Annotated in this window: 26 protein-coding genes; 8 read left to right on the forward strand and 18 right to left on the reverse strand. The window is 60.3% G+C overall.

Annotated elements, in window-relative coordinates:
- Window positions 1-22: 22 nt before the first annotated feature.
- The 3 genes from OK142_RS04220 to OK142_RS04230 form a co-directional block, all read right to left on the reverse strand.
- Complete coding sequence (locus OK142_RS04220) at window positions 23-631, reverse strand: class I SAM-dependent DNA methyltransferase (RefSeq protein ID WP_498681224.1); 609 nt, start codon at window positions 629-631, stop codon at window positions 23-25.
- Between the two features lie 52 nt (window positions 632-683).
- On the reverse strand, window positions 684-1,508 hold the full coding sequence (gene blaOXA, locus OK142_RS04225; protein ID WP_003497141.1) for a class D beta-lactamase: 825 nt from the start codon (window positions 1,506-1,508) through the stop codon (window positions 684-686).
- A 112-nt stretch (window positions 1,509-1,620) separates the two neighbouring features.
- A complete protein-coding gene (locus OK142_RS04230) occupies window positions 1,621-2,100 on the reverse strand; it encodes a YcgN family cysteine cluster protein (protein WP_003497144.1) in 480 nt (159 codons plus the stop codon).
- 253 nt (window positions 2,101-2,353) lie between these two features.
- On the opposite strand from OK142_RS04230, the gene OK142_RS04235 reads away from it, so the two are divergent.
- Together OK142_RS04235 and OK142_RS04240 are read left to right on the forward strand one after the other, a co-directional pair.
- Window positions 2,354-4,546 (forward strand): transglycosylase domain-containing protein, encoded by a 2,193-nt coding sequence (locus OK142_RS04235; protein ID WP_498681226.1) that lies wholly within the window; start codon window positions 2,354-2,356, stop codon window positions 4,544-4,546.
- A gap of 181 nt (window positions 4,547-4,727) precedes the next feature.
- Window positions 4,728-5,186: a VOC family protein gene (locus OK142_RS04240; protein ID WP_313614654.1), complete on the forward strand. Its 459-nt coding sequence runs from the start codon at window positions 4,728-4,730 to the stop codon at window positions 5,184-5,186.
- Window positions 5,187-5,192: 6 nt separating this feature from the next.
- On the opposite strand, the gene OK142_RS04245 is transcribed toward OK142_RS04240, so the two are convergent.
- Window positions 5,193-6,092: a LysR family transcriptional regulator ArgP gene (locus OK142_RS04245; protein ID WP_498681229.1), complete on the reverse strand. Its 900-nt coding sequence runs from the start codon at window positions 6,090-6,092 to the stop codon at window positions 5,193-5,195.
- A 287-nt stretch (window positions 6,093-6,379) separates the two neighbouring features.
- Here OK142_RS04245 and OK142_RS04250 point away from each other — a divergent pair, with 287 nt between their 5' ends.
- From OK142_RS04250 to OK142_RS04260, 3 genes are all read left to right on the forward strand, one after another.
- On the forward strand, window positions 6,380-6,988 hold the full coding sequence (locus OK142_RS04250; protein WP_137037301.1) for a LysE/ArgO family amino acid transporter: 609 nt from the start codon (window positions 6,380-6,382) through the stop codon (window positions 6,986-6,988).
- Between the two features lie 110 nt (window positions 6,989-7,098).
- The gene (locus tag OK142_RS04255; protein ID WP_082183952.1) at window positions 7,099-7,686 is read left to right on the forward strand and encodes a DUF1214 domain-containing protein; all 588 of its coding nucleotides are present in this window, start codon (window positions 7,099-7,101) and stop codon (window positions 7,684-7,686) included.
- A complete protein-coding gene (locus OK142_RS04260; RefSeq protein WP_137037300.1) occupies window positions 7,679-8,227 on the forward strand; it encodes a DUF1254 domain-containing protein in 549 nt (182 codons plus the stop codon). The genes OK142_RS04255 and OK142_RS04260 overlap by 8 nt, the downstream gene beginning before the upstream one ends.
- 20 nt (window positions 8,228-8,247) lie before the next feature.
- Here OK142_RS04260 and OK142_RS04265 read toward each other — a convergent pair whose 3' ends face one another.
- Window positions 8,248-8,436: a hypothetical protein gene (locus OK142_RS04265; RefSeq protein WP_216330985.1), complete on the reverse strand. Its 189-nt coding sequence runs from the start codon at window positions 8,434-8,436 to the stop codon at window positions 8,248-8,250.
- Between the two features lie 554 nt (window positions 8,437-8,990).
- Between OK142_RS04265 and OK142_RS04270 the strand changes: the two genes are divergently transcribed.
- Window positions 8,991-9,926, forward strand: coding sequence for a DUF2336 domain-containing protein (locus OK142_RS04270; protein ID WP_498681728.1), 936 nt, complete (start codon window positions 8,991-8,993; stop codon window positions 9,924-9,926).
- A 6-nt stretch (window positions 9,927-9,932) separates the two neighbouring features.
- On the opposite strand, the gene OK142_RS04275 is transcribed toward OK142_RS04270, so the two are convergent.
- The 3 genes from OK142_RS04275 to OK142_RS04285 all read right to left on the reverse strand — a co-directional run bounded on the left by OK142_RS04275 (window position 9,933) and on the right by OK142_RS04285 (window position 12,984).
- The gene (locus OK142_RS04275) at window positions 9,933-10,280 is read right to left on the reverse strand and encodes a DUF1491 family protein (RefSeq protein ID WP_498681231.1); all 348 of its coding nucleotides are present in this window, start codon (window positions 10,278-10,280) and stop codon (window positions 9,933-9,935) included.
- 288 nt (window positions 10,281-10,568) lie between these two features.
- A complete protein-coding gene (locus OK142_RS04280) occupies window positions 10,569-11,483 on the reverse strand; it encodes a peptidoglycan-binding domain-containing protein (protein ID WP_035242844.1) in 915 nt (304 codons plus the stop codon).
- Window positions 11,455-12,984 (reverse strand): sensor histidine kinase, encoded by a 1,530-nt coding sequence (locus OK142_RS04285; protein ID WP_498681234.1) that lies wholly within the window; start codon window positions 12,982-12,984, stop codon window positions 11,455-11,457. The genes OK142_RS04280 and OK142_RS04285 overlap by 29 nt, the downstream gene beginning before the upstream one ends.
- Before the next feature lie 485 nt (window positions 12,985-13,469).
- Between OK142_RS04285 and OK142_RS04290 the strand changes: the two genes are divergently transcribed.
- Together OK142_RS04290 and OK142_RS04295 are read left to right on the forward strand one after the other, a co-directional pair.
- Window positions 13,470-13,895: a DUF5330 domain-containing protein gene (locus OK142_RS04290; protein ID WP_003497166.1), complete on the forward strand. Its 426-nt coding sequence runs from the start codon at window positions 13,470-13,472 to the stop codon at window positions 13,893-13,895.
- Window positions 13,896-14,089: 194 nt separating this feature from the next.
- Window positions 14,090-14,506 (forward strand): SufE family protein, encoded by a 417-nt coding sequence (locus OK142_RS04295; RefSeq protein ID WP_498681235.1) that lies wholly within the window; start codon window positions 14,090-14,092, stop codon window positions 14,504-14,506.
- A gap of 6 nt (window positions 14,507-14,512) precedes the next feature.
- Here OK142_RS04295 and OK142_RS04300 read toward each other — a convergent pair whose 3' ends face one another.
- The 10 genes from OK142_RS04300 to OK142_RS04345 all read right to left on the reverse strand — a co-directional run bounded on the left by OK142_RS04300 (window position 14,513) and on the right by OK142_RS04345 (window position 23,036).
- Window positions 14,513-15,370, reverse strand: a complete 858-nt coding sequence (locus OK142_RS04300) for a DUF6456 domain-containing protein (protein ID WP_498681237.1) — start codon at window positions 15,368-15,370, stop codon at window positions 14,513-14,515.
- Window positions 15,363-15,785, reverse strand: a complete 423-nt coding sequence (locus tag OK142_RS04305) for a helix-turn-helix domain-containing protein (RefSeq protein ID WP_035242744.1) — start codon at window positions 15,783-15,785, stop codon at window positions 15,363-15,365. The genes OK142_RS04300 and OK142_RS04305 overlap by 8 nt, the downstream gene beginning before the upstream one ends.
- Window positions 15,786-16,211: 426 nt before the next feature.
- On the reverse strand, window positions 16,212-16,640 hold the full coding sequence (ros, locus tag OK142_RS04310; protein WP_003497181.1) for a MucR family transcriptional regulator Ros: 429 nt from the start codon (window positions 16,638-16,640) through the stop codon (window positions 16,212-16,214).
- A 433-nt stretch (window positions 16,641-17,073) separates the two neighbouring features.
- Complete coding sequence (gene mnhG / locus OK142_RS04315; RefSeq protein ID WP_498681240.1) at window positions 17,074-17,406, reverse strand: monovalent cation/H(+) antiporter subunit G; 333 nt, start codon at window positions 17,404-17,406, stop codon at window positions 17,074-17,076.
- On the reverse strand, window positions 17,403-17,789 hold the full coding sequence (locus OK142_RS04320) for a cation:proton antiporter (RefSeq protein WP_035242745.1): 387 nt from the start codon (window positions 17,787-17,789) through the stop codon (window positions 17,403-17,405). The genes mnhG and OK142_RS04320 overlap by 4 nt, the downstream gene beginning before the upstream one ends.
- Window positions 17,786-18,265: a Na+/H+ antiporter subunit E gene (locus OK142_RS04325; RefSeq protein ID WP_498681244.1), complete on the reverse strand. Its 480-nt coding sequence runs from the start codon at window positions 18,263-18,265 to the stop codon at window positions 17,786-17,788. Before OK142_RS04325 ends, OK142_RS04320 begins: the two co-directional genes overlap by 4 nt.
- Entirely contained in the window at window positions 18,262-19,851 is a 1,590-nt protein-coding gene (locus OK142_RS04330) for a Na+/H+ antiporter subunit D (RefSeq protein WP_498681246.1), read from the reverse strand. Before OK142_RS04330 ends, OK142_RS04325 begins: the two co-directional genes overlap by 4 nt.
- A gap of 22 nt (window positions 19,852-19,873) precedes the next feature.
- Complete coding sequence (locus OK142_RS04335; RefSeq protein ID WP_003497192.1) at window positions 19,874-20,251, reverse strand: Na+/H+ antiporter subunit C; 378 nt, start codon at window positions 20,249-20,251, stop codon at window positions 19,874-19,876.
- Window positions 20,251-20,670, reverse strand: a complete 420-nt coding sequence (locus OK142_RS04340) for a Na+/H+ antiporter subunit B (RefSeq protein ID WP_003497194.1) — start codon at window positions 20,668-20,670, stop codon at window positions 20,251-20,253. The genes OK142_RS04335 and OK142_RS04340 overlap by 1 nt, the downstream gene beginning before the upstream one ends.
- Complete coding sequence (locus tag OK142_RS04345) at window positions 20,667-23,036, reverse strand: putative monovalent cation/H+ antiporter subunit A (protein WP_498681250.1); 2,370 nt, start codon at window positions 23,034-23,036, stop codon at window positions 20,667-20,669. Before OK142_RS04345 ends, OK142_RS04340 begins: the two co-directional genes overlap by 4 nt.
- Window positions 23,037-23,220 lie beyond the last annotated feature (184 nt).

Genomic DNA, 23,220 nt, shown 5'->3' on the forward strand with positions numbered 1-23,220 from the left:
GGGCGGGCTGCGAAACCGACGGTCAGGCCGCGGCGCGTCTGGCGAGGTAAACCGTCGCACCGCCGCAATCCGGATCCTCGACGATATGATCGAGAAGCCGGAACCCGTGCGCTGCAAGCAGGCTTTCATATTCTTCCCGGGCAAGGCTTGCGTGATAAAGCGGCGTTCCCTGAAAAGTCCCGATCGCTTCGCCCTGCCCCGGTCCGGCCGTGAACATCAAAGCCGCACCGTCATTGGCGTGCTGCCGGAAAATTGCGAACATGCGGCGCTGATCCTCCGCGTTCAGATGGAAAAAACTGTGCCAGGCAATCAAACCGTCAAAGCGGCGGCCAAGTGCGAGTTTTCGCATATCGGCAACCACCCAGAACTTTTCCGGAAATCTGGCGCGACAAAGTTCGATCAGCGGCAATGACGCATCGATGCCCGTCACGTCATAACCGTTGCCGATGAAATAGCCGGCAATCGGCTCGCCGGAACCGCAACCAATATCGAGAATGGAAGCGCCCTGCGGCAAGAGCGACACGAACCTGTCCAGCCATGGTTTCTCGGCAAGCGAACGACCGCGCAGACTGTCGAAATCGGCGCCGTGGTCATTATAGAGCCTGATGACATCATTGGAGATGTCCGACATGCGCGTATCCTTTTCGGGCAAAGGTCAAGCCGGGGTCAACCCGACAGCGCAATCACCTGTGCACCGCCAGCCGCGGAATATCGCGCAGGAACGCGTCGCGCACGGCGGGGCCTAGCGGCTCGTTCGACGGTTTGTCGGAAACGCGCAACCTGGCGAAGACGATGTGCTGGCCTTCGCGTTCCGCCCAGCCGACAAACCAGCCGAAGGGGCGATTGCGATCGGGGTTGCCTTTTTCGTCGCGCATATAGCCCGTGCCGGTCTTGCCGTGCACCGCCCAGCTTTCCGGCGCGTCGAAAACCGGTACGATCGCCCTTGTCTTCGCCTGCGCGTCGCGGGAAAAAGGCAGATTGCCGGCCAGCAGACGGCGGATGAAGCCCACCTGTTCAACCGGCGAGATCGTCAGCGACGATCCGAGCCAGGAATGGGTCAGCCCGTTATTCTTGCCCGGCTCGCCGGAAACATCGGTATTGCCGTAACCGAGACGCTTCACATAGGCGGCGAATTTTTCCGGACCGAGGCGGCGGGTGATTTCCCGCGAGTACCACAGCACCGAATCCTGCTCCCATATGGTGGGATCGACCGTTTTACGGTCCGAAGCGCGGGCTTCCGTGCCGGGTTTCCAGTCCCAGGCGGGGCTTTTCTCATCCTGAAGAATACCGGCATCATAACCGATCAGCGCGAGCGGCACCTTGAAGGTGGAGGCCGGCGCCACGCGCTGGTCGCAGGCGCCCTGCTGATTGATGACCGCGCCGGTTTCGATGGAGGTGACGAGCGTGCACTCGAAGGCCTGCGGTTGTTGCTGGGCGAAAGCGGAAAGCGGCAGGAGGCCCGGAAGGGCAAGGCACGAAAGAACGATGGCGGGCAGCCGGTAGCGCATGCGTTTTGATGTCCCTCGTCCACATTTTGCGGATCATTTGCCTGAATGGTAAGAGCGGTTTAGGTGACTGATGGGGCAGGAATAGGACCAAAACGAGAATTGGCGCTTTCCGTCAAGTCCGCTCCTTTTCGCCTGCCCTCTCACCCACTGTCAGCGGCCAGTCGACCACATAATCCTCGAAGTCGTCAACATCCACATCCGCCTCGCTCACCGTGCGGCCGCGCGCGGAAATGCCGGCCTGATGCACCGTCTCGGTGTCGCCTGAGACGAGATAGTGCCACCAGTACAGATCCTTGCCGTCGCGCACCAGCGCATAGGCGCAGGTGGGCGGCAGCCAGCCAATCTCATGCACCTTCTTCAGATCGAGCTGGATGCAATCCGGCACCGTGGCGCGGCGGTTTTCGTAGTCGGAACACCGACAGCTTTCGCCGTCGAGAAGCACGCAGCGGACCGAGGTGAACACCACTTCGCCGGTGTCCCAGTCCTCCAGCTTGTTCAGACAGCACAGGCCGCAGCCGTCGCACAGGCTTTCCCATTCCTCACCCGTCATCTCGGTGAGCGATTTGGTTTTCCAGAACGGCGCGTCATTCATCGTTAACATTTCCGTTTCATTTTGATCACTTGGACGGGAGTGTTTAACCGGTCCCTAATCCTTTATATCGTATCGCCAAGGGCTGGTTTGTACGATATTTTAGCATATTGGCAGGCGGCTGAGGGTCATTGGCCCGCAAGAGGCCACCGCGTCAAGCAATTCCGACACAACCATGCCACGGTTTTGCGTCGGGAATGGGTTGGAGCAGACATATCGACGGGCCGCGTTGCGCTGAACAGGAAAATATCGCCAGGTGCAGGAAGAAAAAGACGATAAAAAAGGCCGTAAAAAACGGCATATCCTGCTGAGGATCGATAGCTTCATCGACTCCGGCCTGTGGACGGCTGCGGCAAGGCTGGTCGATTTCTGGGAAGACGTTACCATAGCCTCGCGCAAATTGCATGTGCGCGGCTGGAAGAAACTTCTCGTCAACCTGACGGGGGACGCGCTGACCTTCGGAACGGCGGGCTCCGTCGTGGTTCTGGCGCTGGCCATGCCCGCCTTCGAGGAAACCAAGAAGGACTGGCGTTATCGCGGCGATTTCGCCGTCACCTTCCTGGATCGCTACGGCAACACCATCGGTCATCGCGGCATCATCCATGAGGATTCCGTGCCGATTGACCAGATGCCTGATCATTTCATCAAGGCGGTTCTGGCGACCGAAGACCGGCGTTTCTTCGACCATTTCGGCATTGATTTCATCGGCCTTGCCCGCGCCATGAGCGAGAACGCCCGCGCCGGCGGCGTCGTGCAGGGTGGCTCGACGCTGACGCAGCAGCTTGCCAAGAACCTGTTCCTCACCAATGAGCGCTCGCTGGAGCGCAAGATCAAGGAAGCCTTGCTCGCGCTCTGGCTTGAGAGCAACATGTCGAAGAAGGAAATCCTCAGCCTTTATCTCGACCGCGCCTATATGGGCGGCGGCACCTTCGGCGCTGCTGCGGCGGCGCAGTTTTATTTCGGCAAGAACCTCACCGATGTGACGCTTGCCGAATCCGCCATTCTGGCCGGCCTGTTCAAGGCGCCAGCCAAATATGCGCCACACGTCAACCTGCCCGCCGCGCGTGCGCGCGCCAACACCGTCCTGTCAAATCTGGTGCAGAGCGGACTGATGACCGAGGGCCAGGTGATCGGCGCAAGGCGCAACCCGGCCACCGTCATCGACCGCGCCGACGTGAAAGCGCCGGATTATTTCCTCGACTGGGCTTTCGACGAGGTGCAGCGGCTGGCCGCCGAAGGCAAGTTCAAGGACCACACCGTGGTCGTGCGCACCACCATCGACACCGGCCTGCAACAGGCCGCCGAGCAGGCGATGGAAATGGAGCTACGCGAGTATGGCGAGGGCTACCGCGTCAAGCAGGGCGCGATGGTGATGATCGAAAATGGCGGCGGCGTGCGCGCCATGGTCGGCGGGCGCGATTACGGCGAAAGCCAGTTCAACCGCGCAACCGCAGCACTTCGCCAGCCGGGCTCCTCGTTCAAGGTCTATACCTACTCGGCCGCCATGGAAAAAGGCATGAAACCCGATACCGTGATTTCCGATGCGCCGGTGACCTGGCGCGGCTGGTCGCCACAGAATTACGGCCGTTCCTATGCCGGCAAGGTGACGCTGCAGGTGGCGCTTGCCAAATCCTACAATACCGTGCCGGTCAGGCTGGCCAAGGATGTGCTCGGCACGCAGGTGATCGTCGACACGGCAAAGGCGATGGGGGTCACCACGCCGCTGCGCAGCGACAAGACCATCCCGCTCGGCACATCGGAAGTGACGGTGCTCGATCAGGCGACCGCCTATGCGGTGTTCCCGGCCGACGGCATGCAATCACGCCGCCACGGCATCGAGCAGGTGCTGGATTACGAGGGCAACGTTCTCTACGACTTCAGCCATGACGAGCCGCCCGCCAAACGGGTGCTTTCCGAAGACGCCAATTCGAAGATGAACCAGATGCTGGTGACCATTCCCGTCATGGGAACGGCGCGGCGCGGCGCGCTGGAAAACGGCATCGTTTCCGGCGGCAAGACGGGCACCTCGCAGGCTTACCGCGATGCCTGGTACATTGGTTTCACCGGTAATTACACGACTGCGGTCTGGTTCGGGAACGACGATTTCACGCCGATGAACAACATGACCGGCGGCGCGCTTCCGGCGATGACCTACAAGCGGCTGATGGATTATGCCCATCAGGGCATGGAGCTGCGCCCCATTCCCGGCATCCAGAACCCGCTGCCAACAGGCGCGCGGCCGCAGCCTTCGGCGCAGGTGGCCGGCGCATCCGCCAACACGCCAACCATGCCGGCGCTCACCCGCCCGCGCTCGCTCTCGGCCGAAGCCACCCGCGTCATCCGCTCCATCGCCAAGAAGATGAAAGAAGCATCACCCTTGACCGTGACGACGCAGAAGGTGGCCGAAGCCACCATTCGCGACGGCAGGGATGAGGCGGAAAGGCGCTGAGGGCGTGGCCGCCTCGGCTCATCCGCGCTAGAGGCGTTCCTCCCTCACGACCGCAGACTGCACGCTGATTTGAAAAATCGACATTCGGTGCTTGACCTCAATTATGGTTGAGGTTGCACAGTCCTGTTGCAAGAGAGCGAATGCCCGGAAGGGGCAGGCGCCAGGCAATTGAGGACAGGAAATGGTGAAAGTAAAAGCATTGTTCGAGACGCATTTGACCGTTTCGAATCTGGAACGATCGGTTGATTTTTATCGCAATGTCGTCGGCCTGGAGTTGGCGCAAAGGTTCCCGGAAAGGAATGTAGCGTTCTTCTGGACCGGCGAACGTGGGCAATCGATGCTTGGCCTGTGGTCCATCCATTCCGCACCCATTAACATGAAACTCCACATCGCCTTCAGCGTCGAGTTTGATCAGCTTCTCGCCGCACCGGACTATCTACGCCGAAACGGCGTAGTACCTCTTGGCTTTGACGGCGCAAAGGAGATAGACGAGCCCGTCGTCTTTCCATGGATGCCGGCAGCCAGCGTCTATTTCAGGGATCCCGATGGCCACTCGCTGGAATATATCGCGTTTCTTGGTGGCGAAGCAAAACCGCAGATTCCGCGCGTGTTGAACTGGAGCGAATGGCAGACTATTTGATGCGCCTCAAGAAAGGAGCGCCGCCCTCGCCGTTTCCACCACATGCGACGTCAGCGCGCCGAGACGATCGGCGGCAAGCCGGTTGACCTGCCAGTAGAGCGGGATATCGAGCGGCGTGCCGGGCATGAGTTCCACAAGCCGGCCAGCCGTAAGGTGTTCCCCCACCAGCTGCACCGGGTTGAGGCCCCAGCCCATGCCGGCAAGGCTTGCCTTCACGAAACCATCGGTCGAGGGCAGCCAGTGGGTGGGATAGGAGACATCCTCACCCAGCGCCTTTTTGATCCAGCTGGCCTGCAGCCTGTCCTTCTGGTTGAAGGTCAGCCCCGGGGCGTGCGAAAGCGTGGCGGGCGAGACGCCATCGGCAAAATGGCGCGCCATGAAGTCCGGGCTGGCGGTGGAGTGATATCTGAGCACACCGAGCGGCGTCACGCGGCAACCCTGTACAGGCTTGTCATGGGCGGTGACGGCGGCAAGCACCCTGCCCCCGCGCAGCCATTCCACCGTATGGTCCTGATCGTCCACCGCGATGTTGGCGAGATAATCGGAATGACCGGTGAATTTCGAAACGGCGTCCAGAAACCATGTGCCGAGGCTGTCGGCATTGGTGGCGATGTTGAGCGTGACGCGCTCCGGCACCTCCCCCGCTTCCGCGAGCGCCGGAAGCTGCCGGAACAATTCGCTTTCCAGCATGCCGACATGGTCCATGTGCCGGCAGAGCCACTCACCCTTTTCAGTCGCCACGCAAGGGTTGCCGCGCACGATCAGCACGACGCCCAACCGCTCCTCCAGCTGCTTGATGCGCTGGGAGACGGCCGACGGCGTAACGCACAGCACCTGCGCCGCCTTTTCGAAACTGCCGGTCTGCGCGACGAGCGCCACGGCCCGCATGGAGGGATAGTCGAGCATCAGAGGCGTCCCTGTAGGGGTTGATACGGTGTGGGTGCAGCAAAGCATCGGGCAGCAGCACTCTCCTCTTCCCTAATTCCTGTGCTTGTCACAGGAATGAGGTTGGAGGGGAGGCAATGACGCGGAAAATGTCCTCCTTGCATAGTTCGACGGATCATTAGTTTTACTTACTTGAACTGAGTTTGTTTAATTTGATTAAACCACGCAAGCGAAATATCCAGGCACTCTGTCTGGAAGCGGCGGCATCGGCCATCCGCACAGGCAGAGACAAAAAGGCAGCAGCCAGCATGGACATACAAATCTTCTTCACCGGCCTGACGATGGGTCTCAGCCTCATCGTCGCAATCGGCGCGCAGAACGCTTTTGTTCTGAAGCAGGGGCTGGCGCGCTCGCATGTCTTTGCCGTCTGCGCCACCTGCGCCATTTCCGATGCGCTGCTGATCACCGTCGGTGTCTTCGGCTTTCAGCGGATAAGCGCTGTCATGCCTGCGCTCGATCCCATCATGCGTTATGCAGGTGCCGCCTTCCTCATCTGGTATGGCGCCAAAAGCCTGCTTTCGGCGCTGCGCTCATCGGAGGCGCTTTCAGTCGCGGAAAGGCAGGAGGCCAGCCTGTGGCAGACGCTTGCCATCTGCCTGGCGCTAACCTTTCTCAACCCGCATGTCTATCTCGACACCGTCGTGCTGCTCGGCACCATCTCCACACAGTTTCCCGGCTTTGAGAAGACATTTGCCGCGGGTGCGGCCACCGGCTCGCTGCTATTCTTCTTTTCGCTCGGTTACGGCGCGCGCTGGCTGCGGCCGATTTTCGAAAAACCCTCCGCCTGGCGCATCCTCGAAGGCGTCATCGCCTTCACCATGTGGGCGATTGCCTTCAAGCTGGTCATGGGGGCCTGAAAGCGGCAATCCCGGTTCCGAGCATTTTCACAAAGACTAAACTTGGCGTACCATTTTCCAAACAGGGAATCAGTGATAGTCCTCGACCTGTTCAAAAACGGGAAAACAGCGTGTTTCGAGTTCCATTCCTTGTCGGCATCGCCCTATTGATCGCCTTTGGCGGCGGTATTGCCGCGACGCTCGCAGCACTTGAGGCGACATCCGGCTTCGGCTCGATCCGCATCGGCTCATGGGACGCCTTCCCCGAAGCGCAGACGATCGAGGCCGATCCTTACGCCAAGTCGCATCGCGCGGATGCCGGCAAGCTGCTTTATGGAACGGCCGAAGGACTGGCCTTTACGGCCTCCGTCGACAGCGATGGCCAGCGTCTGACCGGCGAATGCCGTTACCGGCTGGCGGGGGCCGTGCCGCCCTCGCGTTTCTGGACGCTTTATACCGCCGACCAGCAGGGCAATGTGCTTGCGGAAGATGCCGGACGGCCTTTCGCGCTCAATTCCCGCACGCTTCTGCGCAGCGCCGATGGCGGCATCGACGTTACCATTGCGCCCGACGCCCAGACCTACAACTGGCTGGCGGTGCCGCAGGGTCAGACCTTCAAGCTGGTGATGACACTGCTCGATACGCCGGTTGCCGGCAGCTCCGGCCTGATCGACATCGCCATGCCGCAAATCCGCAAGCTGGGGTGTGGCAATGCTTAGGGTCCTGCTCGCCATCGTCACCGGCCTTGTCGCCGCCGCCGTGCTGCATGTCATCATTCTTCTGGCGATACCGCATTTCAGCAATCGCGACGCCTATACCCGGGCGGTGGCGGAAGGAAAGCCGCATCTATTTCATCTTCTCGAAGAGACGACGGAGAAAAAGACGCTCGGCAGCGGCGATCCCTTCATGCGGGTCGCGGTCTGCACCTTCAACATCGAGGAAAAGCCGATCCGGCTGACTGCACTCGGCGCCGTGCCCTTCTGGTCCGTCGCGGTTTACGACAAGGCGTCGAACGAGGTCTTCAGCATGAACGACCGCACCTCCGCTGCCGGGGTGATGGATATTCTGGTGGCGGATTCGGTGCAGATCGCGGCGATCCGCAAGGCGCAGCCGCCAGCGCTCTCACAGGCCATTCTGGCGGAATCGGATCAGTCGGAAGGGTATGTGGTGTTGCGGACAATGGTGCCGCAGCCAAGTTTCGGGGAAGAAGCGGAACGGTTCTTGAACGAGGCGAAATGCCAGCCGACGCCGTGGAAATAACGCCGGTTTATCACGCGTAATCAGGACTTTGCAGCGGTTTCCGGGGCAGGCTTGCGCTTGCGCGCCGCCTTGTCGGAGGGCTCGGCATCGCGTTTTTCATAACGCACGCCGGTAAACAGCACGACCTTTGCCGGGCCGATCACCTTGCCGACCAGGCCGGCCGGGCGCAGGCTTCGTCGTGCGTCGCCGATTGGAATAATGTCTGCCATGCTCGTCTCCTCTTCGGGAGTCAATGTTGCCCATGGGAACCGCGCAAGCCTCGTCTTGCGTCGGGAATTTCATCACCATCACATTGCGCATAATCCAGCCCACAGACTGGTTTTCGCATGCCCCTTAAAACCGAAAGCGTCTTAACGAAGGACTATGCGGACATTCAGGCATCTCGATGCCATTCAGGCTCTTATTCCAGGTTTCAGAATAACATGGAATCCTAATACTGCCCATGAAATTACAAACAGACAGAGGTTAATGATCCGTTAACCTTAATCTCCAGACGGCAACTTATCCGCCCAAACCCTGCATCCGTTGAAAACAAAGGCGATGCGGCAAAGTTCCATGCCATTTTTTCCGTCATTAAGGTTTTAAAATTTCCTTGTTGATAGAGGCAGATTATCTCTTGCCACCCCCCATAGTTAACAGGACGTCAACGCATTTGCTCTAATTTGACGCGATATTGTGTTTGCGTTTGTTGGGTAGTGCGTTGACCGACCGGTTTCGAGAACTTGAGAGGCCAAGAGCCGTGAGGAAGAAAGATGTGGTGCTTATGGCCACGGTGACGAATTTCGAGAATGTTTCCCATCCGTCAAAAACGGACCTTCGGCAGTTCGCCGAACTTTTCATGCCGCTTTTTATTGCCTCCACCGAAGAGGCCAAGCGGGAAGCGATTGCGGCGCTGTCCCAGCACCCGAGCGTGCCTTCGGCGGTCGCCTTCTTCATCGCCTGCCAGCCGATTTCCCTTGCCGCCCCTTTCCTCATTTCGTCGAAGTGCCTCGATGATGAAACCCTGATCACCATTGCCCGCACGCAGGGTGCCGCCCATGCGCGCGCCATCGTGCGCCGGGACGATCTTTCCCCCACCGTCATCGACGCGCTTGTCGGCCTGCGCCACGCCGAGGATTTGAAGCGGCCGGACGAGGAGACGAGTGCCGTCGCGCCGTCGCCGGTGGTCAGCGCCGAAGAGCCGAAGGTGGAAGAAGAAGCGGCAGGCATTGCGGCCGCATCCGCACTCGAAGAGGAAATGCGCCAGCGGATCAAGCAGATGGCGCATCATCTCAACCGTCCGGAAAGCGACGTTCTTGGCCTGCGCCGTCTGAGCGACGTGCAGGAGGCCCTGCTGGTGCGGTTTGCCCGTGAGCGCAATGCCCGGCAGTTCGCGGTGGCACTGGCGGATTCGCTGTCGTCCAGCTACTGGCTGTCGGAGCGCATCATGCTCGATATATCAGGCGCACAGCTCGCCACCACGCTCATCGGGCTCGGCATGGAATTTTCCGAGGCCGCTTTCATCCTGCAATGCTTCTATCCGCATCTCGCCGCCGCCGAATGCGATATGAGCCGCGCCGAAGCCCTGCTCGACCGTCTCGATACAGTGGAATGTGAAGAGCGCGTGGAAAGCTGGCGGCGCGCCGACAGCTACACCCACGGCCGTGAGCGGCCGAGCCGCAGCGCGCCGGCTACTCAAAGAACCGGAACGCTGGGTTAAGCCCGCCTAGACCTGATCGACCAGCGTCAGGAGAGCGCCGATCTCATCGGTTTCGATTTCGACGATCCACAGATCGCTGTCGAACCGGCGCTCCTTCTCCAGAAGGGCGGCGGCCTCCTCCCCCTCAACACCTGCAAGCCGCGTTTCAAAACGGCGCTCAGAACGGATTTCCTCATCATCGGCGAAACTTTGCGGGGCCGGTCCATAGAGGTTTTCACGGCCATCACGGAAGCGCTGGCGGATGAAGATCGCGCCCGCATCTTCCGCCCCCTTTTTTTCGACAGCGGCAAATCCGCCGGCGGCAAAAACCCGGCGGATGAGGGCTGAGACGAAGATTTCGGATTTGAGGCGCATGGATGTGCTTTCGATGAAAACGGTGGGACTTGCTCTCAATGTTGATTTGACAACGGATCGAGGGTGCGCGGGGCTTCACCCCCCTCTGCCCTGCCGGGCATCTCCCCCTCAAGGGGGGAGATCGGCAAGAGGCCCTTTTGTCGCTTCATTCTCAAGCTTCGAGATGGGCGAGACCTTGCCGCGGATCGATCTCCCCCTTGAGGGGGAGATGCCCGGCAGGGCAGAGGCGGGTAAGCCCCACGCACCTCCGGCCCGCTGTAACCGGACAACCTCCTGAAGCTTAAACCTCTAAATCGCCCCAATCGACTTCAGTTTCTTCAACACGGCCTCGCTCGGCTCGCCGGTTTCCGGTAGGCGATAGTGTTTTTCAAAGGCGCGAATGGCGTTGCGGGTCTGCTGGCCGGCCACACCGTCCACCTTCACGTCGGCATAGGCGATATTGATCAGCCCCTGCTGGATCTTGGCGATCAGTGCGCTGTTTACGGGTTTGGCGCCGGCAGCCGCGCTGTTGAGGGAGGCTGGTTCGGCCTTTACCTGCGGCTTTTCCGCCTTGCGGATGGCGGCGGCGACCGGGTCGATTTCCACTCCGCCGCCCGTGTTGGTGTCGGACGGCCGGTCCTTTGGAATTGCTGCAACCGTGGCGCCGTCGATCCTGAGGGCTGCCAGCACGCGTGTCGTCGGCTCGCCGGTCTGTTCCATGCCGAGCGTTTCCTCGAAAAACATGATGGCGGCGGCGGTCTTCGGCCCCATGCGACCATCCGCGTCGCCTTCGTAAAGTCCGCGTTTTTTCAGTTCGCCCTGAATATCGGCAACGATCTGCTGCGGCTTCTGGCTGTCGGCTGGGGGCAGCGCCGCAGTCTCGGCGGCCGGTTGCTGCGTCGCTTCCGTCTCAGCCGGCCGCTCTATGCGAAAGGTGGTGACGTTGCCGTGGGTGCCGAGCGGCTCTGCCGGGCGATAACCGGCAATACCGTTCGGGTTTTCCGCATCCCGCGTCCGCAGGAAAGGCGACGGATGCACGCCCGGCTGATACCAGAGTGCATTGGCGGCGACAAAACCGAAGACGACGGCGAAGGCGCCCGAGCCGCCCACCAGCTTCGGATGGCGCAGGATTTCGCGCCCGATGGCCGAAACCACCAAGGAAACAATCCCGGCGCCGATCTGGGCCGTTGTTTTCTTAGGCGATTTTCGCTTTCGCGGGGCCATCGTCACCATCCTTCTTCATAATCGCGGCCATTTCGCCGAGTTGCCTGATGCGCGGCGGAAATTCCACCATGCTTTCGGTTTCAGCGTTTTCGCCACCTGCCATGCCGGAACCGTCGGCAGGCAACATGATCGTTACGACTGTCCCCTCGCCCGGCTTGCTGGCGATGACGAAAGTGCCGCCATGCAGTGCCACCAGACCCTTGACCAGGGACAGGCCCAGACCCGTGCCCTCATAGCGGCGGGTATATTCGTTCTGAACCTGCATGAAGGGCTGGCCCAGTAGGTCAATCTTGTCGGACGCGATGCCGATGCCGGTGTCGCTGACGGTCAGCTTCAGCATCTTGCCTTCACGCGCGGCGTCGATCGACACAACACCACCCGCATCGGTGAATTTTATGGCATTGCCGGCCAGATTGATGAGAACCTGGCGGATGGCGCGCTGGTCAGCGGAAATTTCACCGATGCCGCGCTGGATGCGGCTCGTCAACGTCAGGCCTTTTTCCTTCGCCTGCAGGCCGAGCATGGCCTCGCAGGACGATATGGTCTCGGCAATCGGGAAGCTTTCCATCATCAGCTCGTAACGGCCGGCTTCCAGCTTGCTCATATCCAGCATGGTGTTGACCACCGACAGGAGATGCGCGCCGGACTGGCGGATCAAGCCCACATATTCCCGCTGGCGATCATTTTCCAGCCTGCCGAAATATTCGCCGGCCAGAATGTCGGAAAAACCGAGGACGGCATTGAGCGGCGTGCGCAGCTCGTGGCTGACGGCGGCGAGGAAGCGCGACTTTGCATCGTTGGCCGATTCCGCCTCCGCCGCCTTGCGGGCGACATCGCGGCGCAGAAGCTCCATCTCGGTGACATCGGAAAGCTGGGCGACCACGCGACGCAGGCGGCCGGCAGCGCTGCGGATCGCCGTCATCTCGATGCGCACATGCATGAACTGTGTCTGGCGCGCCTTGGCACCGGTTTCGAACCTGAGTTCCGCGCTTGCCTTGTCCTCGCCCTGGCGCAGAAGATCGAAGGCCTGCATCAGTTCGAGACGGTCCGAGACATAGACATATTCGGCAAAGACATGGCCCTTGCAGGCCTGGAGATCGACCGGAAACGTGTCGAGGTCGCGGCCGGAAACGCGTTCGACGAGGCCGTTTTCATTGATGGTGAGCACAAGGCCCGGCATTTGCGATGCCGCAACGAAATCGTCGCCAGCGAGAGGGGCGGAAAAGGACGCCACGCCACGCACGGGGCGGGAAAAGGCGATCGACAGGGCGGCGGCGGACAGAAACAGCGCCAGCACCAGCGCAGCCCCGATGGGCAGCGCAATGGCGGGGCTGAAGACGAGGCTGAAGAGGGCGGGCACAACCAGAAGGCCGACAGCACCGAAGGCAATCAGCCGGCGCAGGCGCGCAACGGTTCCGGCGCGCCTTTCGGCGTCCTCTTCCATACGCGCAAGCCATCTGCCTGCGGCATGGTCGACCAGTGCGACCGCTTTTTCTCTCATATTACGCAATACCAATACCGAATCCCATAGGCGGATCTAACGGCTCCGACAATAGAAGGCGGCGGCTTAAGGAATGGATAAAAAGAATGACGCCAAACGCCTGCGAAATGCGTCGCAGTCCCATTACGGGGCATTTCATCCAGCCTTTGCCAATCATGGTTAATGACGGGTAAGCGACGGATTTCGCTTCATTTTTGCCATCGCGTTAACCTTTGTGGCAGCGCGGGCCCCAGCTTTCGCCCGGAACAGGCGGCCTCTGTCGCAATTATGCTTAACATGGACTGTTAAAATGCGAAGGAATTGCAGGTCGAAGTCCCGATGCGAGGAGAATAGATACAATTTGAATTAAATTGCGCCGCTTTTTGCAATCGGCTGTTCGCCGGTCACCTGTAGCTTCTGCACAAGCCCGAAAAACGGGACAAAGGCCGATGACCCAAAACGGGCGGGGCTTCAAAACAAAGATCATCTGGCAGGGTAGTCTGACAATGTGGTTTCTGATCAAAGGAACATTCTGGTTTTCGCTGGTTCTCGTGGCGCTGTCCTATTTTGGCAGCAGCAACGATCCCGCCAAGGAACCTTCGGCATTCGATATTCCCAGCGCCGTTTCGGCAGCCGGTGAGGCCTATCGTTATGTCAGCGCCATCTGCATCGAAAAACCTGATGTCTGCGTAAAGGGCGCAGAAACCTTCCACGCACTCGGTGAACGGGCAAAGGAAGGCGCCAAGGTCGCTTATGAATTGCTCGATGCGCAGCTTGCCGGCGGTGAAAAGACCGCCCCTGCAGCCGAACTTGTGAGCGAGAGCGAAAAACTGGCCGCAGTGCCCGCCATCAGCGTCGAATTCCCCGGGAATGCAGACACGCTGAAGACCGGCACCATCATTCCCCTGCCGCAGAAGCGCCCCGCACCCTGATATTTTGCGCCGCCGCTGAACGCCGCGTCGCCCCTTCTCTGCAGCCGGATATGTCCGTCTGCGTGACTGCCTGCCAAACTTGCCCACGGAAACCTGTTTTCCGTGGGCTTTTTCGTGGCCGCACGGTTCAAAACCGCCCGCACTTCGCCTATATCGTAGCAAAGACATGCAATAACGGACGATACGGCGCGCAAATGGCCTCTCTTGATACGATCCTTGACGATTTCGCCTTCCTTGACGACTGGGAGGATCGCTATCGTTATGTCATCGAACTCGGCAAGGCGCTGCCCGATCTGCCGGAAGACAAGCGCACTGCCGAAAACAAGGTGCAGGGCTGCGCAAGCCAGGTCTGGCTCGTCAGCCATAGCGATGGCGCGGAAGACCCTCTGATGATCTTCGAAGGCGATTCCGACGCGCATATCGTGCGCGGCCTCGTCGCCATCGTTCTTGCCGTTTATTCCGGCAGGAAGGCCTCCGAAATCGCCGGCCTCGACGCCATCGAGGTGTTCAACAAGATCGGGTTGGTGGAGCATCTTTCCTCGCAGCGGGCAAATGGCCTGCGCTCCATGGTCAAGCGCATCCGCGAGGAAGCCCGGCTTCTGGCCGCCTGATCCCCCTCACCTCGCCGCCATCGTTCTTGCCATTTGTGGGCGATAATCGTCGTCGCCCCAATGGTGGCTTGTCCTTTTGGAGCCCTGCGCCTGCGGCGCATAGTGCCGGGCAAGCGAGAGCAGCGCAGCGCGCAGCAGCAGTTTTGCCGAGCGCGCCGGCCATTGCCGCTCCCGCTCCACCGTCTCCAGCCCCTTTTCGAAACAGCAGACATCGATGGCGACGCCTGAGAGTTCAGGCCCCATCGCATCGGCCGCGCGGGAAAACCGCGCCCGTGCTGCCATAGCCGCCTCGGTGAGATCGAACGCGCCACCTGCCTCCCCTTTGGTGCGGGTGGCAATTCTCGGCTCCCATGTCGCCGTTACCCTGGGATTGAGATGGGCGCGGTGAAAATCGGCGGCGAGACGCTCGCCCGCCTGCAGGGCGTCAATGGTAAAAAACACCGAGCCGTCCCGCTCCTTCAGGCGTGAAAGGCTGGTCAGAGGCGAGGTGTTGAGGTTGCGCCGGGCCGGCTGCCTGCCCTCGCCGACATCCACCACCACATTTTGCACATCCCGGTGCTGTTCCTGAAAAATCTCGTCGCGGTCTTTCACGATGGCGCGCTTCAGATAAGCGGCGAGCGGCGGTGCAGCGGAAAGCGTGTTTTCCAGCCGCATGATCAACCCCGAAGAGATGGCGGACTGCACCGTCATAACCGGGAACCGCGATGCCTCGCGCCCTGCCCCGCTATTTCCTGAGCCGGGCCGCCGCAAGACCATATCGCCGCCATCGTCCGAAATCTCGGCGGCGCCCGCCGCGACAAAACGCAGTAGTCGCAGGAGGACAGGATCGGGGCGAGCATCGGGGGCGCCTTTCGCCTCACTCATCGCGGACACCCCTCATCACGTTGCAAATGCTGCCGGCAAGCCGCTCTAGCGTTGCGACAAATTCATCGAAGGCCGGTTCGTCGCGGCGGTCCTCCACCACCTGGCAGGCATGGCCGACCGTCGTTCGGTCCCTGCCGAAACAGGGGCCGATATCCGACATGGGAATGCCGAGCTGCACGTGGCACACATACATGGCGATCTGGCGGATATGGCATTCGCTGCGCCGCCTGTCGCGACGCGCCGCCAGCCGGTCGCCGGTCAATTTCACCATTTCGCCCGTCAGCTGACGAACCAGCCGGCAGATGCGCGAAATCTCATCGCGCCCGGCAGCAGGCGACCAGCTGCGAAGACGACGATCGGCGACCTCTAGGCAGGGCCGCGCGGGGGGAGGCAAAGACGATATATCCGACGGCATATGCAACTCCTTTACGAATAGGAATTAATTCATACACCTGAGGATGGATGTGGGGAAGTGCAAATTTGATGACGAAAAATATGAGATTGATTTCGCTTTATTTTTGAGGTCTAGCCCTTCATGATCAAGGATTTTTTTCCTCCACCCATATTGCTAGCGGCAATAAAAAAGCCGGTCGAAAGACCGGCTGGACATTTCCGTGAAGGGCGAGAGAACTTCCCGCAGGTCATGGCCTTTGAGACAAGGCATGGTTTTCAGCGCTGAATATGGAAGGGGCTAGTTCCGCTGGCGTCTTCTCCCCGACGGAGAGAAAGGCGTGGCAGTGGGATGAGGGTGGCGAGAGTGCGATCTATCGCTGACGTCGCCCCCTCATCCGACCCTTCAAGCCATCTTCTCCCCGGCGGGGAGAAGAATGGGCAAATCCGACTAGCGGCTGGCCTTGCGGCGCTGGCCGAGACCCATTTCCTTGGCGAGCCGCGAACGGGCTTCGGCATAGGCGGGAGCAACCATCGGATAGTCGACCGGCAGGTCCCACTTCTCACGGTATTCTTCCGGCGTCATGCTGTGATGCGTCGTCAGGTGACGCTTGAGCGACTTGAACGAGCCGCCGCATTCCAAACAGACGATATGATCGTCCTGAACCGACTTGCGAACGGAGACGGCAGGCTTCTGCTTTTCGACATTAACGGCCACGGAAGCCGGTGCCGATGTTCCGCTGAGTGCCGTGTGAACATCCGAAATAAGGCCGGGAAGGTCTGTTACCGGAACGACGTGGTTGCTAACATAGGCAGCCACAATATCCGCCGTCAGTTCGACCAGCAGATCCTGGGCGTTACCGTATGCAGTTTCCGTCATTTAAGTATCTCCTGTTTATTGACCCCCTGACGCGGGCGAACGCCGCATCAGGCGATGTGAAGTTACCCGGTGCCCCACCTTCGCTCTGTTGAAACCAACGTGAAATCTACCCCTAGATTTCAAGCGAAAACCGGAAACGAATTGATCCGAGATTCAACTTACGGCCCGCGACATGGGCAGCAATGGCCTGATGGACCATAGATTAGACATTAATAAAATGTCTATGCCGACTATGAAGAGGCTAGATGCAAATTGCGATTAGCAACTTTACACTTAATTTGGATAACAGCAAAACAGCAAAAGTCAAATTCCTATTGTGAATTTTTCAGTTCAAAACAGTCTAATCCCAATACAAAAAATCACGGGTAATAAAATACTATGCCAAGTAGTAATGGAAAATGCATACCCCCTATTATTAGGGGGAAATTCAACTTCAAATTTTCTTCAAGTCATCAACTACCGATTTAACATCCAGTGGATAACCTGCCTTGTGCGCGGCCATTGCAAGAAGATGTGCGGAGACCGGCGCGGTCAGAATGAAGAAGAAGAAACCGGCGAGCGCCCGCGCCAGCGTCGATAATTCCATCGCGTGAATACCGACGGCGAGAAGAAGCAGGCCGGACCCGACTGTGCCCGCCTTGGAAGCCGCATGCATGCGTGTGTAGACATCCGGCAGGCGATTAATCCCTATCGCCGCGATCAGCGAGAACGCCGCCCCCGAGACAGTCAGCGCCGCAACAAGAATAGCCACGATCCAGCCCATCATCGTCCACCCTTTCTTTTTCCGCCACTCGGCCCCGGTTTTGCTGGTTTTTCAGCGGTTTCCGGCGTCCGCTCGCCATCCAGCACCGTCTGTCGTTCCCGTTTGCCATCCGGGCCGCGCGACAGCACGAAACGGGCAAAGGCGACCGTCGCCAGGAAGCCCACGAGACCGAGCGCAATGGCGATATCGACATAAAGATTGACGCCGGTACGGATGGCGATGACTGCGATGAAGCCGATCGCAATACCGACCAGCATATCGAGTGCCACGATCCGATCCGGCAAGGTCGGACCTGCCACAACCCGATATACTGTCAGCAAAAAGGCGACCGACAGTACAACCGAGGCAAGTATAGTTGCAAATGAAACTATTAGTTCCGGCGTCATCCCTGAAACGCCTCCATGATCTTTTTTTCAAAGCCATTTCTGATGTCGTTCTTCGTGGCTTCGATATCGCTGCAATCGATTGCGTGGACGTAAAGCGTTTTTCGGTCCGCCGAAACATCGACCGACAGCGTGCCGGGGGTCAAAGTGATGAGGTTGGCGAGCAGCGTGATCTGGAAATCCGTCGTCACCGTCAGCGGATAGGCGAATATGCCGGGCTTCACGTCGAGTCTCCGCCGCGTCACCAGCACCGCCACCTTCCAGGCGGACAACGCCAGCTCCTTGAAGAACAGCAGCACGAGCGACAGCACCCGGGTGAGTCGCAGCCAGTGATTATCGCCGCCCGGAAGCTGGTGGCGGATGAGGCCGAGCGCCAGCGTCGAAACGATGAGGCCGAAGACGATATTCGCCAGTGAAATGCTGCCGCTTACCGCAAGCCACACGGCGACGAAGAGCAGCTGGACAATATAGAGGCTCATGGTTTGCCCCCCTCGGAAAAGACGGACTGGATATAGGCCTGCGGATCAGCCAGCCCGGCGGCCGCCTGCTGGCTGAGATTGAGCAGGCTTTCGGGAAACAGGCCGAAGCCCACCACCAGCGCTGTCAGGCCCACCAGCGGCACGAGAGAGGGTGCCGCGAGTGGTGCCGCGAGTGGTGACGCGGGCGGCGCGGGGGTCTGGTCGGCCGTCGCCACTGCCGGACGCCAGAAGCACAGAAGGAAGAGCCGACCAAAGGCGATGGTGGCGATGAAGCCGGAGGCAAGGATGGCGGCTGCAAGCCACCAGGCGCCGATATCGATCGCCGATTTGACGAGGACCGCCTTCGGCCAGAAGCCGGAAAAGGGCGGCAGGCCGGAGCCGGCGAAAAACAGCGCGAGCGCGAGCGCCGAGAACCAAGGCGCCTGCCGGTAAAGGCCACTGAGCGAGCGCATGCTGAAGCTGCCGCCGAGGCGGGCGGCATGGCCGGCGGCAAGATAAAGCGCCGTCATCAGCACCATGGAATGCAGCGCGTAGAATATCGCACCTGATACGCCGGAGGGCGTGCCGATGGCGATGCCCGCCATCATGTAACCGATGCCTGATATGACGACATAACCGAGCATCCGGCGAATATCGTTCTGGGCCAGCGCGCCCATGGCGCCCAGCACCATGGTCAGCGCCGCGGAGATGGCGATGACGATGCTGAGTTCCTCACGCTCGACCGGAAACAGCATGACCATGACGCGCAGCAGCGAATAGATGCCGACCTTGGTGAGCAGGCCGCCGAACAGGGCGGAAACGACGATTCGCGGTGTGTGATAGGAAGCGGGCAGCCAGAAATTCACCGGAAATGCCGCCGCCTTCATGGCGAAGGCGAGCGCAAAGAGGCTGGCAAGCGTCATCAGCGGTGCAGTACCACGTAGCTGCGTCGCCTTCTGCGCGATATCGGCCATGTTGAGCGTGCCGAAGATGGCGTAGAGATAACCGACCGTGATCAAAAACAGCGTTGTGCCGATGAGGTTCAGAATGGCGTATTTCAGCGCGCCGTCGATCTGCTCGCGTGTCGAGCCGAGCACGATCAGCCCGAAGGACGAAATCAGCAGCACCTCGAACCAAACATAGAGGTTGAAGAGGTCGCCGGTCAGGAACGCGCCGGTAACACCGGCCATCAGAAGCATCAGGAAGGGATAAAAACCGTATCGCCTGCCGCTATTGTCGATATCGGCGCTGGCGTGGATGGCGCCGGCGAGCGCGACAATCGCAGCCGCGAGCGATAGCAGGGCACCGGTGAGGTCGGCGGTGAAGGCAATGCCGAAGGGCGGCAGCCAGCGGCCCATGACCATGGTGAACGGCCCTTGCGTCACGACCTTCCACAGCAATGCGGCATCGAGAAGCACCAGCAGGGAAAGCGCCGTGATGACAATGGCCGCATGCCGGCGGATCGCGTGGCGCATCATCATGAGAATGGCGCCTGCGCCGATGCAGAGTGCGACGGGCAGGATGATCAGCCAGTCGGACAAGGGCACCGGAGCGACGACGAGCGCTGCGGAAAGATCGGAAACTGCGGAGGTGGTGGATGAAGCCATGTGTGTCTACGCCTCGCCCCGCTCAATAACCGAGCGGCGGCAAAGGCTCGCCTGCCGGTTCTGCGGTGCGCATTTCGTCCGTGTCATCGGTCTGCAATTCCTGGAACGCACGCCAGGTCAGCACCAGAAGGAAACAGAAAAAGGAAAAGGAAATGACGATCGCCGTCAGGATCAGCGCCTGCGGCAGCGGATTGGCGGCACCTGCCGGCAGCGTATCCATGCCAGCCGGAATGATCGGCGGCACTTCGCGCGTCAGTCTTCCCGCCGTGAACAGCAGCAGATTGACCGCATTGCCGAGAATGGCGATGCCCAGCAGCATGCGGATGCTGTGGCGCGACAGCATGAGATAGATCGCCACCGAAAAGAAGATGCCGACGAGAATGGAGAAAACCGCTTCCATCAGTCGCTTTCCCTTTCTTCCAGTGCCAAGGCAATGGAGGTGATGGCGCCGACCACGACGAGGTAGACGCCGATATCGAAGGACATGACGGTGGAGAGCGGCACTTCGATGCCGAACAGGCTTGGATAGATCCAGAGCCCGGTCATGAACGGCACGCCCGCGGCAATCGAGGCGAGGCCGGAGAGCATCGCCATGAGAAGCCCGGCGCCGGCGATGGACAGCGGATGAAACACGATGGCGCGCCGGACCGCCGCCACGCCATAGGCGATGCCGTAGATCGCCAGCGCCGAAACCGCGATCAACCCGCCGATGAAACCGCCGCCCGGCTCGTTATGGCCGCGCAGCAGCACAAAGATGGAAAACAGCACCATGAGGCTGGTGACGACAGGGGCGACGGTGCGCAGAATGAGCGTGTTCATGCCCGCGCTCCCTTCTTTTTCGCGGTCTTGGCCGGCCCCTTGACGGCGGCGGCCGGGCGGATGCGGATGAGCGCGAGAATGGCGAGACCCGTGATCATCACCACCGCGATTTCGCCGAGCGTATCCGTGCCACGGAAATCGACGATGATGACGTTCACCACATTGGCGCCGTGGGCGATGACCTTGGAATAGGTGTTGTAGAAGTCCGTCAGGCGATTGTCGAACGAGGCTTCCGTCGCCCGCATCAGGAACAGGGCAAAGCCGGTGCCGCAGGCGATGGCGATGGTGCTGTCCAGAAGCTTCTGGCCAAGGCCGCGATGGTCCGACGGTGACAGGCGAAGCCGCGTCATCACCAGCGTCAGAATGACCACCGACAGCGTCTCGACCATGAACTGCGTGAAGGAAAGATCGGGCGCGCCGAACAACAGGAAGATGACGGCCACGGCAAAGCCCTGAATGCCGAGCGCGATGATGGCGGTCAGCCGGCTGGAAGCCGTGAGCACCGCAACGAGGCCCGCCACCGCAATGACGATGAAGGTCAGCTCATGGATCTGCATATCGTGCGGCCATGCCGGCATGGCGGGAAGTTCGCCATAAAGGAACAGCGGCACAAGCAGCACCGCGGCGATGACGGCGAATGTGGCGGTGACGTAGAATTCCAGCCTGCCCGGCTGGATGATCCGGGTGATGTGGAATGACACTTTCACCAGCATTTCGATGAAGACGTCAAAGCCTCTGTCCGGCCCTGCCCCCAGCGCCTTGAAGGTGCGGTCGATCAGTCCACGAACAGCGGAAAGCTGCGTGTAGAGGACGATGCCGAGCGCGATCGTCAGCAGCGACAGGCCGAGCGGCACGCCGATATGGGGAATGAGCGATATTTCAATCGGGCGCGCCTCGCCCGCAACCGCGCTTGCCATCGGCGTCGAAATGTAGAAATGCGCGATACCGGAAAAGAGCGCGATGGTCAGCCCCTTCACCGCCAGCAACGCCGGGCCGAGCCACAGCAGCAGCGGTCCCTCATGCGCGTGTTTCGGGGTTTTCACCGGCTTGCCGAGGAAGGGTTTCAGCGCCACCGCGAAGGCGATGGCGAACATCAGCGCATTGCCGAGAATGGCGACGCCGGTGAACAGCACGGCGCGCGGATTGCCGTGCGCCAGCGCATAATAAATCTCTTCCTTGGCAAGAAAGCCGAAGAAGGGCGGCAGGCCCGCCATGGAGATGGCCGCCGCGAGCGCCGCCCAGAAGGTGATCGGCATGGCTTTTCGCAGGCCGCCGAGCTTCGTCACGTCGCGGGTGCCGGCTTCGTGGTCGATGATGCCGGCGACCATGAACAGCGCGCCCTTGAAAAGCGAATGCGCCACCAGATAAAGCACCGCCGCCTCGATGGCATGGTCCGAACCGAAGCCGGTCAGCATGACCAGCAGGCCGAGCGACGACACCGTGGTATAAGCGAGCATCAGCTTCAGATCGGTCTGGCGCACGGCAAGCAGCGCGCCGGTGAGCATGGTCAGCCCGCCGAAGAACGGCAGCAATATCTGCCAGGCGGCGGTATCGCCGAGCACGGGATTGAAGCGCATCAGAAGATAGACGCCGGCCTTCACCATTGTTGCGGAATGCAGATAGGCCGAAACCGGGGTCGGCGCTTCCATGGCGTTGGGCAGCCAGAAATGGAAGGGAAACTGCGCCGATTTGGTAAAGGCGCCGCCGAGCACCAGAAGCAGCGCGGCGAGATAAAACGGGCTGTCGCGCAATATGTCGCCACCACGCACCAGCATGGACAATTGCGTCATGCCGCTCATGTCCCAGATGAAGATCAGCCCGGCGAGCAGCAGCAAACCGCCCCCACCCGTGACCACCAGCGCCTGCAAGGCGGCACGGCGGGCGGCGGGACGCGTATGGTCAAAGCCGATCAGCAGGAAGGAGGTTATCGAGGTCAGTTCCCAATAAACGAACAGCATCAGCAGGCTGTCGGAAACGACGACGCCCAGCATCGCCCCCATGAACAGAAGCAGGAATGACAGGAAACGCCCTTGCTGCGGGTGCCCCTTCATGTACCCGCCCGCGTAAAGCACGATCAGCAGGCCGATGCCCGTGATGAGAAGCGCGAAGGTCAGCGACAGGCCATCGATGAACCAGGAGAAGCTGAGGTTGAAACTCGGAACCCAGGCGTAACCACCCGTTACCACGCCGCCCGCCGCCACCTGCGGCAGCATCAGCGCGAAATGGGCAAATGCCAGCCCGGGCGCAATCGCCAGGATCCATGCGGCGTTGTGACCGAACCTCTTCACCAGCGCCGGTGCGGCAAGTGCTGCCAGAAACGGCAAAAACAGCGACAGGAATGTCAGCGACGTGACATCTGATGTCATTCACATCTCCCGGGGTTCCCCCACCCCTTTGAACGCCAACTCGGTGACGTTCCTTTTCAAACTCTACAAATCGATTTTTTCAGTTAAGGCATAGGAACCGCCATCTCAACCCAAATCGACTCTTCACATGGCTCATAACGTACTCGTTATGACGGCTGCCCTCTTTCAATCGGCAACGGTGATG

Origin of the sequence: Agrobacterium sp. BT-220-3, assembly GCF_025910175.1 — a bacterium.
Taxonomy (GTDB): Bacteria; Pseudomonadota; Alphaproteobacteria; order Rhizobiales; family Rhizobiaceae; genus Agrobacterium; species Agrobacterium oryzihabitans.